Genomic DNA, 15784 nt, shown 5'->3' on the forward strand with positions numbered 1-15784 from the left:
CACCGAAATGGTGATGCCGGGCGACAACGTTTCGATCACGGTGAAGCTGATCGCCCCGATCGCGATGGAAGAAGGTCTGCGCTTCGCGATCCGCGAAGGCGGCCGTACTGTCGGCGCCGGCGTGGTTGCAAAGATCGTCGAGTAAAGAGTTGTACTCCGGGTCGCGCGTGCGGCCCGGTTCGCGTTTTGCAGGGGCATAGCTCAATTGGCAGAGCGTCGGTCTCCAAAACCGAAGGTTGGGGGTTCGATTCCCTCTGCCCCTGCCACTCCGGTGGCCAAGCCGGACAAAATTTTGCGGAGTGCGTGCGCACTTCCGGATGCTCATGACTGACCAGTTGAAGCTTGCGCTGGCCATTGCCCTGTTGATTGCGGGTGTGGCCGGCTTTTATGTTTTTGCCGACCAGATCATGGCTGTGCGGGTGTTGTCCGTGCTCGCGGGTCTGGGTGCCGGTATCGCGGTGGCGTGGTTCACCGAGCCGGGGCGGCGCTTCATCGTTTTTGCCAACGAGTCGGTGGCCGAGGCCAAGAAGGTTGCCTGGCCCAGCCGCAAAGAAACGCTGCAGACCACTGCCATCGTGTTCGGCTTCGTGGTCGTGATGGCGCTGTTTCTGTGGTTGACCGACAAGAGTCTCGAGTGGGTGTTGTACGACCTGATCCTGGGCTGGAAGAAATCATGAGCAAACGTTGGTACGTTGTGCACGCCTATTCCGGCTTCGAGAAGTCGGTTCAGCGCGCGCTGACCGAGCGTGTTGCGCGTTCGGGCATGCAGGATAAGTTCGGCCAGATTCTCGTGCCGGTCGAGGAAGTGATCGAAATGCGCGGCGGCCAGAAGGCCGTGTCCGAGCGCAAGTTCTTCCCTGGCTATGTGCTCGTCGAGATGGAGATGGACGAGGACAGCTGGCACCTGGTCAAGAGCACGCCGAAAGTGACTGGCTTTGTTGGCGGCTCGGCCAACAAGCCGACGCCGATTTCCGACAAGGAAGTCGACAAGATCATGCAGCAGATGCAGGAAGGGGTGGAGAAGCCCCGTCCCAAGGTGCTGTTCGAGGTGGGCGAGCTGGTGCGTGTCAAGGAAGGTCCTTTCACCGACTTCAATGGATCGGTGGAAAGCGTCAATTACGAAAAGAGCCGTCTGCATGTGTCGGTGACCATCTTTGGTCGTGCGACGCCGGTCGAGCTCGAGTTTTCGCAGGTCGAGAAGGTCTGACCTGAAGTTCAAGGCGGTGCCGCAAGGCGCCGCCACGGTGCGCGGCAGGGCCTTCCGGGTCTGCCGCGTGATTGTTTCCGGCGCTCACGCGCCGGATGAGGAGTGGTCGGGCCTGCGTGTCCGCCACGCTATCACTCGCAACTGGAGTCATCATGGCGAAGAAAATCGTCGGCTACGTGAAGCTGCAAGTGCCGGCCGGCAAGGCGAACCCGTCGCCCCCGATCGGTCCCGCGCTGGGTCAGCGCGGTCTGAACATCATGGAGTTCTGCAAGGCGTTCAACGCGCAGACCCAGGGCATGGAACCGGGTCTGCCGATCCCGGTGGTGATCACCGCTTATGCGGACAAGTCCTTCACCTTCGTGATGAAGTCGCCCCCGGCGACCATCCTGATCAAGAAGGCTGCCGGCATCACCAAGGGCTCGCCGAAGCCGCATACCGACAAGGTCGGCAAGGTCACCCGCGCCCAGCTCGAAGAGATCGCGAAGGTGAAGAACAAGGATCTGACCGCTGCCGATCTGGATGCCGCTGTGCGCACGATCGCCGGTTCCGCCCGCAGCATGGGCATCACGGTGGAGGGCCTGTAATCATGGCAAAGCTCTCGAAGCGCGTTCAGGCGCTGCGCGCCAAGGTTGATCGCAACCGCGCATACCCGCTGGCCGACGCGCTGGCGCTGGTCAAGGAGACGGCCAACGCCAAGTTCGACGAGTCGGTCGATCTGGCCGTGAATCTGGGTATCGATGCGAAGAAGTCGGACCAGCTGGTCCGCGGCTCGGTCGTGTTGCCTGCCGGCACCGGCAAGAGCGTGCGCGTCGCCGTGTTCGCCCAGGGCGCCAAGGCCGAGGAAGCCAAGGCCGCTGGCGCCGATGTCGTCGGTTTCGACGATCTGGCAGCTCAGGTCAAGGAAGGCAATCTGAACTTCGACGTGGCCATCGCCACGCCGGACGCAATGCGTGTCGTCGGCGCGCTGGGCCAGATCCTCGGTCCGCGTGGCCTGATGCCGAACCCGAAGGTCGGCACCGTGACGATGGACGTGACCACCGCGGTCAAGAACGCCAAGGCCGGTCAGGTGCAGTACCGCACCGACAAGGGCGGCATCGTCCAGTGCACGGTCGGTCGTGCCTCCTTCACGCCGGAACAGCTGACGACCAACATCAAGGCTCTGATCGAAGCGCTGAACAAGGCGCGTCCGGCAGCCGCCAAGGGTGTCTACCTGCGCAAGGTGTCGGTGACGACCACCATGGGCGTCGGCATCCGCGTCGATCAGGCGACGGTGCAGTAAGGAATTGAATTCGCGCCCGGTTCGCCGGGCGCATGACAACAGGACTTTGGGCCGCCGCGGCCAGCATGGCGCGGCGGGTTGTCAAAGACCGCAGGTGCCCGCAAGGGTCTAATGGTGCGCAAGTGCCGCCTGCGCAGATGGCGTTACCCGACACAGGATGGATGGTGTCCTTACGGACAGTTTCTTCTCCTGAATACGGTCGCCGCACGTGGTTGATCCGGTGAGCAGTAATGCGATCCGGACGACTGTAATCATGGGAGTAGACCTTGGCACTCAATCTCGATCAGAAGAAGGAAGTGGTTGCCGGCGTATCCGCTGCAGTTGCGGGCGCGCAAGTAATCGTGATCGCCGAGAACAAAGGTCTGGAAGTGGGCGATGTCACGCGTTTGCGTGCCCAGGCCCGTGCGCAGGGCGTCTACCTGCGTGTTCTGAAGAACACGCTGGCTCGTCGCGCTGTTGCGGGTACCCCGTTCGAGGGGTTGGCGAATGAAATGACCGGTCCGCTGCTTTACGGCATGTCGGCCGATCCGGTTTCGGCCGCGAAGGTCATTCAGGATTTCGCCAAGGGCAACGACAAGCTGGTGATTCGCGGTGGCGCGCTGGCCAATTACGTCATGGACGCCGCTGGCGTCAAGGCGCTGGCCTCCATGCCGAGCCGCGAAGAGCTGCTGGCCACCCTTCTGGGCACGATGCAGGCGCCGATCGCCAAGTTCGTTCAGACGCTCAACGAGGTTCCGGGCAAGTTTGTCCGTACCGTTGCAGCCCTGCGCGACGAACGCGAAAAGCAGTCCGCTTAAGTTCAGGCCTCAATTCAGATCAAGCAATCATCCGCGCGACTGCATTTTGATGCACCGCGCTTGAAACAGGAGTTTTGAAATGTCCGTTAGCAAAGACCAGATTCTGGAAGCCATCTCCGCCATGACCGTTCTCGAGCTGTCGCAGCTCATCAAGGACATGGAAGAGAAGTTCGGCGTGTCGGCTGCTGCCGCTGTGGCCGTTGCCGCCCCGGCTGCCGGCGCCGCTGCCCCGGCTGCTGAAGAGAAGACCGAATTCACCGTCGTTCTGGCCGCTGCCGGCGAGAAGAAGGTTGAAGTCATCAAGGTCGTGCGTGCAGTGACCGGCCTGGGCCTGAAGGAAGCCAAGGACCTGGTTGATGGCGCTCCGAAGCCCGTCAAGGAAGGCATCTCCAAGGCCGACGCTGAAGCCCTGAAGAAGCAGCTGGAAGAAGCCGGCGCCAAGGTCGAACTGAAGTAATTCGACTCTGGTTGGCGGGAGCGCGTGCTTTGCGGCACGCGCTCCCGTTGTCGTTTATGCAGCATGTTCGGAATACCAGGAAAACGCGGCACTAAACCGCCTTTTCCTTGTCTTCCGAAGCGATCACGGAAGACCGTCGTCGGTCGAGCGAAAGTCCCGCCTCGGGTGTTCAACCCGCGCTTTCGCTGTCAGCCCAGGGGTTGGTAGAGGCCAACCGCCGGTGACGCTGTCCTGATTGCATTCCGTGGTGAAACACGGGTCGCGCGCCGGGTGGCGCACGCTCCGTTTTCCCCGGCCATCGCACTCTTTGTCCGGAGATTTCATGGCCTATACCTACACCGAGAAGAAACGCATCCGCAAAAGCTTTGCCAAGCGCGATGCGGTGCTCGACGTGCCCTTCCTGCTGGCCACCCAGCTGGAGTCCTACACGCAGTTCCTGCAGACCGACGTGCCGCTCGAGCATCGTCGCAATCAGGGCCTGCAGGCCGCATTCACGTCGATCTTCCCGATCAGCTCGCACTCCGGCAATGCCCGTCTCGAGTTCGTCCACTACATGCTGGGCGAGCCGGCCTTCGATGTGAAGGAATGTCATCAGCGCGGTCTGACCTTCGCCAGCCCGCTGCGCGCGCGCGTCCGTCTGGTCATCATGGACCGCGAAGCGCCGAAGGAAACGATCAAGGAAGTGAAGGAGCAGGAAGTGTACATGGGCGAAATTCCGCTCATGACGACCACCGGCTCCTTCGTCATCAATGGCACCGAGCGTGTCATCGTCAGCCAGCTGCACCGTTCGCCCGGCGTGTTCTTCGAGCACGACCGCGGCAAGACGCACAGTTCGGGCAAGCTGCTGTTCTCGGCCCGCATCATCCCGTATCGTGGCTCCTGGCTCGACTTCGAATTCGACCCGAAGGACTACCTGTACTTCCGCGTGGACCGTCGCCGCAAGATGCCGGTGACCATCCTGCTGAAGGCCATCGGCATGATGCCGGAACAGATCCTCGAAACCTTCTTCGACTTCGACAGCTTCAATCTGGCGTCGAAGAGCGGCATCCAGATGAAGCTGGTGCCGGAACGTCTGCGCGGCGAAATCGCCAAATTCGACATCGTCGATGCGTCGGGCAAGGTCGTGGTCGCCAAGGACAAGCGCATCACCGCCAAGCACATCCGTGAACTGGCCGAATCGGGCACCGAATCCATCGCCGTGCCGGAAGACTTCCTGGTCGGCCGCGTGATCGCGACCGCCGTCGTCGATCAGGACAGCGGCGAAATCCTCGCCAACGCGAACGACGAAATCACCGAAGACCTGCTGGCCAAGATGTCGGCCGCCGGCGTCGGCGAGATCAGCACGCTGTACACCAACGATCTGGACCGCGGCCCCTACATCTCGCAGACCCTGCGTACCGATGAGACCGCCGATCAGTGGTCGGCCCGCGTGGCCATCTACCGCATGATGCGTCCGGGCGAGCCGCCCACGGAAGATGCGGTGGAAACGCTGTTCCACGGCCTGTTCTACTCGGAAGAGCGCTACGACCTGTCGGCCGTCGGTCGCATGAAGTTCAACCGCCGTGTTGGTCGTGACGCCATCGAAGGCGCGCCGACGCTGTCGAACGAAGACATCGTCGACGTGATCAGGATCCTGGTGGATTTGCGCAACGGCAAGGGCGAGATCGACGATATCGACCACCTCGGCAACCGCCGCGTGCGTTCTGTCGGCGAACTGGCCGAGAACCAGTTCCGCGCCGGTCTGGTGCGTGTCGAGCGTGCGGTGAAGGAACGCCTGTCGCAGGCTGAGTCGGACAACCTGATGCCGCATGACCTGATCAACGCCAAGCCGATTTCGGCCGCGATCAAGGAGTTCTTCGGTTCCAGCCAGCTGTCGCAGTTCATGGACCAGACCAACCCGCTGTCGGAAATCACGCACAAGCGTCGCGTGTCCGCTCTGGGTCCGGGCGGTCTGACGCGCGAGCGTGCAGGCTTCGAAGTGCGCGACGTGCACCCGACCCACTATGGCCGCGTGTGCCCGATCGAAACGCCTGAAGGTCCGAACATCGGCCTGATCAACTCGCTCGCGCTGTATGCCCGCACCAACAAGTACGGCTTCCTGGAAACGCCGTATCGCCGCGTCGATGCCGGCCGCGTGACCGACCAGATCGACTTCCTGTCGGCGATCGAGGAAGGCAAGTACGTGATCGCGCAGGCGAATGCCTCGCTGGATGGTGAAGGCGCGCTGAGCGACGAGCTGGTGTCCTGCCGCCACAAGGGCGAATTCATGCTGTCGACGCCCGACCAGGTCCAGTACATGGACATCGCGCCGGGCCAGATCGTGTCGGTTGCTGCATCGCTGATTCCGTTCCTCGAACACGATGACGCGAACCGCGCACTGATGGGCGCCAACATGCAGCGTCAGGCCGTGCCCTGCCTGCGTCCGGAGAAGGCCTTCGTCGGTACCGGCATCGAACGCACCGTGGCGGTCGACTCGGGTACGGCGGTGCAGGCGCTGCGCGGCGGTGTGGTCGACTACGTCGATGCCAGCCGTGTCGTGGTCCGCGTCAATGACGAGGAAACCGTGCCGGGCGAAGTCGGCGTCGACATCTACAACCTGGTCAAGTACACCCGCTCGAACCAGAACACCAACATCAATCAGCGTCCGGTCGTGAAGATCGGCGACATCATCGCCAAGGGCGACGTGGTGGCCGACGGCGCCTCGACCGATCTCGGCGAACTGGCCCTCGGCCAGAACATGCTTGTCGCGTTCATGCCGTGGAACGGCTACAACTTCGAGGATTCGATCCTGCTGTCGGAGCGCGTCGTCGCTGAAGACCGCTTCACGTCGGTCCACATCGAAGAGCTGACCGTGGTCGCCCGCGACACCAAGCTGGGCCCCGAGGAAATCACGCGCGATATCGCGTCGCTCGGCGAAGCACAGCTCGGCCGTCTGGACGAGTCCGGCATCGTGTACATCGGCGCCGAAGTCGAAGCCGGTGACGTGCTGGTCGGTAAGGTGACGCCGAAGGGCGAAACCCAGCTGACGCCGGAGGAGAAGCTGCTGCGCGCCATCTTCGGCGAGAAGGCTTCGGACGTGAAGGACACCTCGCTGCGCGTACCGTCCGGCATGAACGGCACGGTGATCGACGTGCAGGTGTTCACTCGCGAAGGCATCGAGCGCGACAAGCGCGCGCAGTCCATCATCGACGACATGCTGCGCGGCTATCGCCAGGATCTGGGCGACCAGATGCGCATCGTCGAACGCGACACCTTCGCCCGTATCGAGCGTCTGCTGATCGGCCGCGTGGCCAACGGCGGCCCGAAGCGCCTGGCCAAGGGCGCGACCATCACGCGTGAGTACCTGGACGGCGTCGAGCCGCACAGCTGGTTCGACATCCGCATGGCCGAGGAGGACATCGCCGGCCAGCTGGAAAGCCTGCGCGAATCGCTGGAGAAGACCCGCACCGACTTCGACCTCGCTTTCGAGCTGAAGAAGAAGAAGCTCACCCAGGGCGACGAGCTGCCGCCGGGCGTGCAGAAGATGGTCAAGGTCTATCTGGCGGTGAAGCGTCGCCTGCAGCCGGGCGACAAGATGGCCGGCCGCCACGGCAACAAGGGTGTGGTGTCGAAGATCACGCCGATCGAAGACATGCCCTACATGGAAGATGGCACCTCGGTCGATATCGTGCTGAACCCGCTGGGCGTGCCGTCGCGGATGAACATCGGTCAGATCCTGGAAACCCACCTTGGCATGGCTGCTCGCGGCCTGGGCAAGAAGATCGACGCGATGCTGCGCCGTCAGGCCAATATGGCCGAACTGCGTGCCTTCCTCGACGAGATCTACAACCGCAGCGGCACCAGCGAAGACATCGCCTCGCTGAACGACGGCGAAGTGCTGGAACTGGCGAGCAACCTTAAGCACGGCGTGCCGTTCGCGACGCCGGTGTTCGACGGTGCGCACGAAGGTGAGATCCGCCGCATGCTGGAACTGGCCGATATGCCGGCTGGCGGCCAGATGACGCTGTACGACGGCCGCACTGGCGAAGCGTTCGAACGCCAGGTCACCGTGGGCTACATGCACGTGCTGAAGCTGCATCACCTGGTCGACGACAAGATGCACGCCCGTTCGACCGGCCCGTACTCGCTGGTCACGCAGCAGCCGCTGGGTGGCAAGGCGCAGTTCGGTGGTCAGCGTTTCGGTGAGATGGAAGTGTGGGCGCTGGAGGCGTACGGCGCTTCCTACACCCTGCAGGAAATGCTCACCGTGAAGTCCGATGACGTGACCGGCCGTACCAAGGTCTACGAAAACATCGTCAAGGGCGAGCACAAGATCGATGCCGGCATGCCGGAGTCGTTCAACGTGCTGGTGAAGGAAATCCGATCCCTGGCCATCGACATTGATTTGGAGCGGTTCTAGGACTGGGCGCGAAAGCGTTCCGCCTAGCCCCTAGCCACTAGCCCCAAAGGAGTTGCCATGAAAGCATTGCTGGATCTTTTCAAGCAGGTCACGCAGGAAGAAGAGTTCGACGCGATCACCATCGGTCTCGCGTCGCCGGACAAGATCCGTTCCTGGTCCTACGGCGAAGTCAAGAAGCCGGAAACGATCAACTACCGCACCTTCAAGCCGGAGCGGGACGGTCTGTTCTGCGCCAAGATCTTCGGCCCGGTCAAGGACTACGAATGCCTGTGCGGCAAGTACAAGCGTCTGAAGCACCGCGGCGTCATCTGCGAAAAGTGCGGCGTTGAAGTCACGCTGTCCAAGGTGCGTCGCGAGCGCATGGGCCACATCGAGCTGGCCAGCCCGACCGCGCACATCTGGTTCCTGAAGTCACTGCCGTCGCGTCTGGGCATGGTGCTCGACATGACGCTGCGCGACATCGAGCGCGTGCTGTATTTCGAAGGCTATGTCGTTGTCGATCCGGGCATGACGCCGCTGAACCGCGGCCAGCTGCTGTCGGAAGACGATTACCTGGCCAAGGTCGAGGAGTACGGTGACGACTTCACCGCGTTCATGGGTGCGGAAGGCGTGCGCGGCATGCTGCGTTCGCTCGACCTGAACCGTGAAGTCGAGAAGCTTCGCGGCGAGCTGGAAGCCACCAGCTCCGAAGCGAAGATGAAGAAGATTTCCAAGCGTCTGAAGATCCTGGAAGGCTTCCAGCATTCGGGCATCAAGCCCGAGTGGATGATTCTGGAAGTGCTGCCGGTGCTGCCGCCGGACCTGCGTCCGCTGGTGCCGCTGGATGGCGGCCGCTTCGCGACCTCGGATCTGAACGACCTGTACCGCCGCGTCATCAACCGCAACAATCGTCTGAAGCGTCTGCTCGAGCTCAAGGCGCCTGAAATCATCGTGCGCAACGAAAAGCGCATGCTGCAGGAAGCGGTGGATTCGTTGCTCGACAACGGACGTCGCGGCAAGGCGATGACCGGTGCCAACAAGCGCCCGCTGAAGTCGCTGGCCGACATGATCAAGGGCAAGGGCGGCCGTTTCCGTCAGAACCTGCTGGGCAAGCGCGTCGACTACTCCGGCCGTTCGGTCATCGTGGTCGGTCCGCAGCTCAAGCTGCATCAGTGCGGCCTGCCGAAGAAGATGGCGCTTGAGCTGTTCAAGCCCTTCATCTTCAACAAGCTGGAACTGAACGGCATGGCGACCACCATCAAGGCCGCCAAGAAGCTGGTCGAGCAGGAAGTGCCGGAAGTGTGGGACATCCTGGAAGAGGTGATCCGCGAGCATCCGGTCATGCTGAACCGCGCGCCGACGCTGCACCGCCTGGGCATTCAGGCGTTCGAGCCGACGCTGATCGAAGGCAAGGCCATCCAGCTGCACCCGCTGGTCTGCGTGGCGTTCAACGCCGACTTCGACGGTGACCAGATGGCCGTCCACGTGCCGCTGTCGCTGGAAGCGCAGATGGAAGCGCGCACGCTGATGCTTGCATCGAACAACGTGCTGTCGCCTGCCAATGGCGAGCCGATCATCGTGCCGTCGCAGGACATCGTGCTCGGTCTGTACTATGCCACCCGCGCCAAGATCAACGGCAAGGGCGAGGGCATGATGTTCGCGAACGTGAACGAAATGCGCCGCGCCTACGAAAACGGCTTTGTCGAACTGCACTCGAAGGTGTCGGTGCGCATCCGCGAAGTCGAAGTTGTCGACGGTGAGAAGCGCGAGAAGATCACGCGCTACGACACCACGGTCGGTCGCGCGATGCTGGCAGAAATCCTGCCGCCGGGCCTGCCGTTCTCGGTGCTCGACAAGCCGCTGAAGAAGAAGGAAATCTCGAAGCTGGTGAACCACAGCTTCCGTCGCTGCGGCCTGCGCGAAACCGTCATCTTTGCCGACAAGCTGATGCAGGCCGGTTTCGGTCTCGCGACCCGCGCCGGCATTTCGATCGCGGTGAAGGACATGCTGGTGCCGGACGCCAAGCACACCATCATCAGCGCCGCCGAAGCGGAGGTGAAGGAAATCGCCCAGCAGTACACCTCGGGTCTGGTGACCGACGGCGAGCGCTACAACAAGGTGGTGGACATCTGGGGCCGCGCCGGTGACCAGGTCGCAAAGGCGATGATGGACCAGCTCGGTCAGGAAGATACGGTCGATCGCAACGGCAACACGGTGAAGCAGGAGTCGTTCAACTCCATCTACATGATGGCCGACTCCGGTGCCCGCGGTTCCGCCGCCCAGATCCGTCAGCTGGCCGGTATGCGGGGCCTGATGGCGAAGCCGGACGGCTCCATCATCGAAACGCCGATCACGACCAACTTCCGTGAAGGTCTGAACGTTCTGCAGTACTTCATCTCGACTCACGGCGCCCGTAAGGGTCTGGCCGATACGGCACTGAAGACCGCGAACTCCGGTTATCTGACCCGTCGTCTGGTCGACGTGACGCAGGATCTGGTGGTGACCGAGGACGATTGCGGCACGGCCGAGGGCTTCGTCATGAAGGCGCTGGTCGAGGGCGGTGAAGTGATCGAACCGCTGCGCGAGCGCGTGCTGGGTCGCGTCACCGCAGCCGACGTCGTCAATCCGGAAACGCAGGAAACGGTGATCTACGCCGGCGAGCTGATCGACGAGGATCGCTGCGACCTGATGGATTCGCTCGGCGTCGATGAGGTGAAGGTGCGTACGCCGCTGACCTGCGAAACGCGCTACGGCCTGTGCGCCCAGTGCTACGGTCGCGACCTCGGTCGCGGTCAGATCGTGAACGCCGGTGAGGCGGTCGGCGTGATCGCGGCGCAGTCGATTGGCGAGCCGGGCACGCAGCTGACCATGCGTACCTTCCACGTCGGTGGTGCGGCTTCGCGAGCTGCCGCCGCCAGCGGTGTGGAGGCAAAGAGCGCGGGTGTCATCCGCTTCACGCAGAACATGCGCTATGTCACCAGTGCGAAGAACGAGAAGATCGTCATCGCGCGCAGTGCCGAAATCATCATCACCGATGACCACGGCCGTGAGCGCGAGCGCCACAAGGTGCCGTACGGCGCGACGCTGCAGGTCGATGAAGGTCAGACCATCAAGGCCGGTACCGGCCTGGCGACCTGGGATCCGCATACCCGCCCCATCATTACCGAGTACTCGGGCATCGTGCGCTTCGAACACGTCGAGGAAGGCGTGACCGTGGCGAAGCAGGTCGATGACGTGACCGGCCTTACGACGCTGGTGGTTATCGATCCGAAGCGTCGCAGCACCAGCACCAAGGGCCTGCGTCCGCAGGTGAAGCTGCTGACTGAGTCGGGCGACGAGGTGAAGATCGCTGGTACCGATACGGCCGTGTCGATCACCTTCCAGGTGGGTTGCATCATTACCGTGAAGGACGGTCAGGCGGTCAGCGTTGGTGACGTGCTGGCGCGCATCCCGCAGGAATCCGCGAAGACTCGCGACATTACCGGGGGTCTGCCGCGTGTGGCCGAGCTGTTCGAAGCCCGCTCGCCGAAGGACGCAGGCCTGCTGGCCGAAGTCACCGGCACGGTGTCGTTCGGCAAGGACACCAAGGGCAAGCAGCGTCTGGTGATCACCGAGCCGGATGGCACAGTGAACGAGTTCCTGATCCCGAAGGACAAGCACGTCACGGTGCACGACGGCCAGGTGGTGAACAAGGGCGAGGTGATCGTCGACGGCGCAGTCGAGCCGCACGATATCCTTCGTCTGAAGGGCGTCGAGGAACTGGCGCGCTACATCATCGACGAAGTGCAGGACGTGTACCGTCTGCAGGGCGTGAAGATCAACGACAAGCACATCGAGGTGATCGTCCGCCAGATGCTGCGTCGCGTGGTTATCGTCGACTCCGGCGATTCGAAGTTCATCCGCGAGGAACAGGTCGAACGTTCCGAGGTGCTCGACGAGAACGATCGTCTGGTCGCCGAAGGCAAGCGTCCGGCCGAGTACCAGTACATGCTGCTGGGTATTACCAAGGCCTCGCTGTCGACCGACTCGTTCATCTCCGCGGCGTCCTTCCAGGAAACGACGCGCGTGCTGACCGAGGCGGCCATCATGGGCAAGCGCGATGAACTGCGCGGCCTGAAGGAAAACGTCATTGTCGGTCGCCTGATCCCGGCCGGTACGGGTCTGGCATACCACCGCACCCGTCGTGCCCAGGCTGTCGGCGACGACGCCGCGGCAGCCGATCGCGTGCTGTTCGGTGACGACCCCGTGACGGCGGACGCCGATGCGGGTGAAGCGCAGTAATCGTCTTACGCAGTGAAGAGCACAACCCCGCGGTATTCGGAGAATGCCGCGGGGTTGACCGTGTTGTTTTTATGTGCCTATAATCCGGCCTCTTTGTGGGTCCGCCAACCGTAGCGGGCTCAAGGCGAACGAGTCGCGGAGGCGGGCCACTGGATAGGCGTCGCCTCCGGTCTTTTGGAATCTCGAAAAAATGCCAACCATCAATCAGCTTGTACGCAAGCCGCGCACGTCGCCGGTAAGCAAATCCAAGGTGCCGGCTCTCGAAGCCTGCCCGCAAAAGCGCGGCGTCTGCACCCGCGTGTACACCACGACCCCGAAGAAGCCGAACTCGGCGCTGCGTAAGGTTGCCAAGGTGCGTCTGACCAACGGCTTCGAGGTCATTTCCTACATCGGCGGTGAAGGTCACAACCTGCAGGAACACTCGGTTGTGCTGATTCGCGGCGGTCGTGTGAAGGATCTGCCGGGTGTGCGCTACCACATCGTCCGCGGCTCGCTCGATCTTCAGGGTGTGAAGGATCGTAAGCAGTCCCGTTCGAAGTACGGCGCCAAGCGTCCGAAGAAAGCGTAATCGCAAGAGATTGAGGGGTTAAAAAATGCCGCGTCGTCGCGAAGTACCCAAGCGGGACATTCTGCCGGATCCGAAATTCGGTAGTGTCGAGCTTTCCAAGTTTGTCAATGTGCTGATGTCTGCCGGCAAGAAGTCTGTTGCCGAGCGTATCGTCTATGGCGCCTTTGACCAGATCAAGACCAAGAGTGGCAAGGATCCGCTCGAGGTGTTTTCCCAGGCGATCAACAACGTCAAGCCGGTGGTTGAGGTGAAGAGCCGCCGTGTTGGTGGTGCCAACTACCAGGTCCCGGTTGAGGTGCGTCCGTCGCGTCGCATGGCGCTGTCGATGCGCTGGCTGCGTGAGGCTGCGCGCAAGCGCTCCGAGAAGTCGATGGGGCTGCGTCTGGCTGCCGAGCTGCTGGAAGCGGCGGAGGGTCGTGGCGCTGCAATGAAGAAGCGAGACGAAGTTCACCGGATGGCGGATGCCAACAAGGCGTTCTCGCACTTCCGCTTCTGATTCCAAATTTCGCTTAACTGACTGGCCGCCACTTGTGGCGGCCTCTTGTTTCAAAGGACTGTATCGTGGCACGCAAGACACCGATCGAGCGCTACCGGAACATCGGCATTTCCGCTCACATCGACGCCGGCAAGACGACGACGACCGAGCGGATTCTTTACTACACCGGCGTCAACCATAAGCTGGGTGAGGTGCATGATGGCGCCGCCACGACGGACTGGATGGAACAGGAGCAGGAGCGTGGCATCACGATCACCTCCGCTGCCGTGACCACCTTCTGGAAGGGCATGGGCGGCAACTATCCCGAGCATCGCATCAACATCATCGACACCCCGGGTCACGTCGACTTCACGATCGAAGTTGAGCGCTCGATGCGTGTGCTCGACGGTGCGTGCATGGTCTATTGCGCGGTGGGTGGCGTTCAGCCGCAGTCGGAAACCGTGTGGCGTCAGGCCAACAAGTACGGTGTGCCGCGTCTCGCCTTCGTGAACAAGATGGACCGTACCGGTGCCAACTTCTTCAAGGTGTACGAACAGCTGAAGACTCGTCTGAGCGCGAATCCGGTTCCGGTGGTTGTGCCCATCGGTGCGGAAGAGAACTTCAAGGGCGTTGTCGATCTCATCAAGATGAAGGCCATTCTGTGGGATGAGGCTTCGCAGGGTATCAAGTTCTCGTACGAGGACATTCCTGCCGAACTGCAATCCACTTGTGAAGAGTGGCGTGAGAAGATGGTCGAGGCGGCAGCCGAGTCCAGCGAAGAGATGATGAACAAGTACCTCGAGAGCGGTGAGCTCTCCGAGGCTGACATCATCCTGGGTCTGCGCACCCGTACCATCGCCGGCGAGATCCAGCCGATGCTGTGCGGTACCGCATTCAAGAACAAGGGTGTGCAGCGCATGCTGGATGCCGTCGTCGACTTCCTGCCGTCCCCGGTTGATATTCCGCCGGTCAAGGGCATCGGTGAAAACGACGAGCAGGTCGAGCGTGCAGCGGCTGACGACGAGAAGTTCTCGGCACTCGCGTTCAAACTGATGTCGGACAAGTACGTCGGTCAGCTCACCTTCATTCGCGTCTATTCGGGCGTTCTGAAGTCCGGTGATACGGTGTACAACCCGGTCAAGGGCAAGAAGGAGCGTATCGGCCGTCTGGTACAGATGCATGCCAACGATCGCCAGGAAATCGAAGAGGTTCGTGCAGGCGACATCGCTGCTGCGATCGGCCTTCAGTCGGTGACTACCGGTGAAACGCTGTGCGATCCCGATGCCGAAGTCACGCTCGAGCGCATGGAATTCCCTGAGCCGGTGATTCACGTTGCCGTCGAGCCGAAGACCAAGGGTGATCAGGAAAAGATGGGCCTGGCGCTGGGCCGTCTGGCGCAGGAAGATCCGTCCTTCCGCGTGCGTACCGACGAAGAGTCCGGTCAGACCGTCATTTCGGGTATGGGTGAACTGCACCTCGAAATCATCGTTGATCGCATGAAGCGTGAGTTCGGTGTCGAGGCAAACGTCGGTGCGCCGCAGGTTGCCTATCGCGAGGCGGTGCGCAAATCGGTTGAGCAGGAAGGCAAGTTCGTCAAGCAGTCGGGCGGCCGCGGACAGTACGGCCACGTGTGGATCAAGCTTGAGCCGAACGAGCCGGGCAAGGGCTATCAGTTTGTGGATGCGATCAAGGGCGGTACCGTGCCGCGCGAATTCATCCCCGCGGTCGATCGCGGTCTGCAGGAGACTCTGCCGAACGGCGTTCTGGCAGGCTTCCCGGTGGTGGATGTGAAGGTCACGCTGTTTGATGGCTCATACCACGACGTGGACTCGAACGAAAACGCGTTCAAGATGGCTGCTTCGATGGCCTTCAAGGATGCGATGCGCAAGGCCAGCCCGGTTCTGCTCGAGCCGATGATGGCCGTCGAGGTGGAGACACCTGAAGACTACATGGGCAACGTCATGGGTGACCTGTCCGGTCGTCGCGGCATCGTCCAGGGTATGGAAGACCTGCCGGGCGGTATCAAGGCGATCAAGGCTGAGGTGCCGCTCGCATCGATGTTCGGTTACTCGACCACGCTGCGCTCGCTGAGCCAAGGTCGTGCAACCTACTCGATGGAATTCAAGCATTACGCGGAAGCGCCCAAGAACGTCGCTGACGCCATCATCAACAAGAAGTGAGTTTTGGGATTTAGGGGTTAGAAATGGCAAAGGGAAAGTTTGAGCGCACCAAGCCGCACGTGAACGTGGGCACGATTGGTCACGTTGACCATGGCAAGACGACGCTGACGGCGGCGATCACGACGATTCTGTCGTCGAAGTTCGGTGGTGAAGCGAAGGCAT

General features: G+C 61.9%; 13 protein-coding genes and 1 tRNA gene. All 14 read left to right on the forward strand.

Annotation, left to right across the window (positions count from 1 at the left end; all coding sequences use genetic code 11):
- The coding region (locus AC51BJ_RS06180; RefSeq protein ID WP_496279662.1) for an EF-Tu C-terminal domain-related protein at positions 1 to 145 on the forward strand (145 nt) is incomplete at its 5' end.
- A 45-nt stretch (positions 146 to 190) separates the two neighbouring features.
- Positions 191 to 266 (forward strand) — tRNA-Trp (locus tag AC51BJ_RS06185).
- Between the two features lie 57 nt (positions 267 to 323).
- Positions 324 to 677 (forward strand): preprotein translocase subunit SecE, encoded by a 354-nt coding sequence (gene secE / locus AC51BJ_RS06190; RefSeq protein ID WP_024300634.1) that lies wholly within the window; start codon positions 324 to 326, stop codon positions 675 to 677.
- Positions 674 to 1207, forward strand: a complete 534-nt coding sequence (gene nusG, locus AC51BJ_RS06195) for a transcription termination/antitermination protein NusG (RefSeq protein ID WP_019915273.1) — start codon at positions 674 to 676, stop codon at positions 1205 to 1207. Before secE ends, nusG begins: the two co-directional genes overlap by 4 nt.
- 152 nt (positions 1208 to 1359) lie before the next feature.
- Positions 1360 to 1791: a 50S ribosomal protein L11 gene (gene rplK, locus AC51BJ_RS06200; RefSeq protein WP_018228072.1), complete on the forward strand. Its 432-nt coding sequence runs from the start codon at positions 1360 to 1362 to the stop codon at positions 1789 to 1791.
- A gap of 2 nt (positions 1792 to 1793) precedes the next feature.
- Positions 1794 to 2486 (forward strand): 50S ribosomal protein L1, encoded by a 693-nt coding sequence (gene rplA / locus AC51BJ_RS06205; RefSeq protein ID WP_304001133.1) that lies wholly within the window; start codon positions 1794 to 1796, stop codon positions 2484 to 2486.
- Positions 2487 to 2752: 266 nt separating this feature from the next.
- Positions 2753 to 3283, forward strand: coding sequence for a 50S ribosomal protein L10 (gene rplJ, locus AC51BJ_RS06210; RefSeq protein WP_019915271.1), 531 nt, complete (start codon positions 2753 to 2755; stop codon positions 3281 to 3283).
- Positions 3284 to 3362: 79 nt separating this feature from the next.
- Positions 3363 to 3740 (forward strand): 50S ribosomal protein L7/L12, encoded by a 378-nt coding sequence (gene rplL / locus AC51BJ_RS06215; RefSeq protein WP_019915269.1) that lies wholly within the window; start codon positions 3363 to 3365, stop codon positions 3738 to 3740.
- Between the two features lie 322 nt (positions 3741 to 4062).
- Positions 4063 to 8139, forward strand: a complete 4077-nt coding sequence (gene rpoB, locus AC51BJ_RS06220) for a DNA-directed RNA polymerase subunit beta (RefSeq protein ID WP_019915268.1) — start codon at positions 4063 to 4065, stop codon at positions 8137 to 8139.
- Between the two features lie 57 nt (positions 8140 to 8196).
- Complete coding sequence (gene rpoC, locus AC51BJ_RS06225) at positions 8197 to 12399, forward strand: DNA-directed RNA polymerase subunit beta' (RefSeq protein WP_304013941.1); 4203 nt, start codon at positions 8197 to 8199, stop codon at positions 12397 to 12399.
- 190 nt (positions 12400 to 12589) lie between these two features.
- Positions 12590 to 12967, forward strand: coding sequence for a 30S ribosomal protein S12 (gene rpsL / locus AC51BJ_RS06230; RefSeq protein ID WP_008061703.1), 378 nt, complete (start codon positions 12590 to 12592; stop codon positions 12965 to 12967).
- A gap of 25 nt (positions 12968 to 12992) precedes the next feature.
- Positions 12993 to 13463, forward strand: a complete 471-nt coding sequence (gene rpsG / locus AC51BJ_RS06235) for a 30S ribosomal protein S7 (protein ID WP_019915266.1) — start codon at positions 12993 to 12995, stop codon at positions 13461 to 13463.
- A gap of 65 nt (positions 13464 to 13528) precedes the next feature.
- On the forward strand, positions 13529 to 15622 hold the full coding sequence (gene fusA / locus AC51BJ_RS06240; protein WP_019915265.1) for an elongation factor G: 2094 nt from the start codon (positions 13529 to 13531) through the stop codon (positions 15620 to 15622).
- Positions 15623 to 15645: 23 nt separating this feature from the next.
- On the forward strand, positions 15646 to 15784 hold a 139-nt coding region (locus AC51BJ_RS06245), incomplete at its 3' end, for a GTP-binding protein (protein ID WP_304032903.1).

The organism is Methyloversatilis sp. S146-33 (genome assembly GCF_059552495.1).

What these genes read in the sequence shown, in the direction of transcription:
- secE (WP_024300634.1), top strand. Translation starts at nt 324, where the DNA reads ATGACTGACCAGTTGAAGCTTGCGCTGGCCATTGCCCTGTTGATTGCG.
- nusG (WP_019915273.1), top strand. Translation starts at nt 674, where the DNA reads ATGAGCAAACGTTGGTACGTTGTGCACGCCTATTCCGGCTTCGAGAAG.
- rplK (WP_018228072.1), top strand. Translation starts at nt 1,360, where the DNA reads ATGGCGAAGAAAATCGTCGGCTACGTGAAGCTGCAAGTGCCGGCCGGC.
- rplA (WP_304001133.1), top strand. Translation starts at nt 1,794, where the DNA reads ATGGCAAAGCTCTCGAAGCGCGTTCAGGCGCTGCGCGCCAAGGTTGAT.
- rplL (WP_019915269.1), top strand. Translation starts at nt 3,363, where the DNA reads ATGTCCGTTAGCAAAGACCAGATTCTGGAAGCCATCTCCGCCATGACC.
- rpoB (WP_019915268.1), top strand. Translation starts at nt 4,063, where the DNA reads ATGGCCTATACCTACACCGAGAAGAAACGCATCCGCAAAAGCTTTGCC.
- rpoC (WP_304013941.1), top strand. Translation starts at nt 8,197, where the DNA reads ATGAAAGCATTGCTGGATCTTTTCAAGCAGGTCACGCAGGAAGAAGAG.
- rpsL (WP_008061703.1), top strand. Translation starts at nt 12,590, where the DNA reads ATGCCAACCATCAATCAGCTTGTACGCAAGCCGCGCACGTCGCCGGTA.
- rpsG (WP_019915266.1), top strand. Translation starts at nt 12,993, where the DNA reads ATGCCGCGTCGTCGCGAAGTACCCAAGCGGGACATTCTGCCGGATCCG.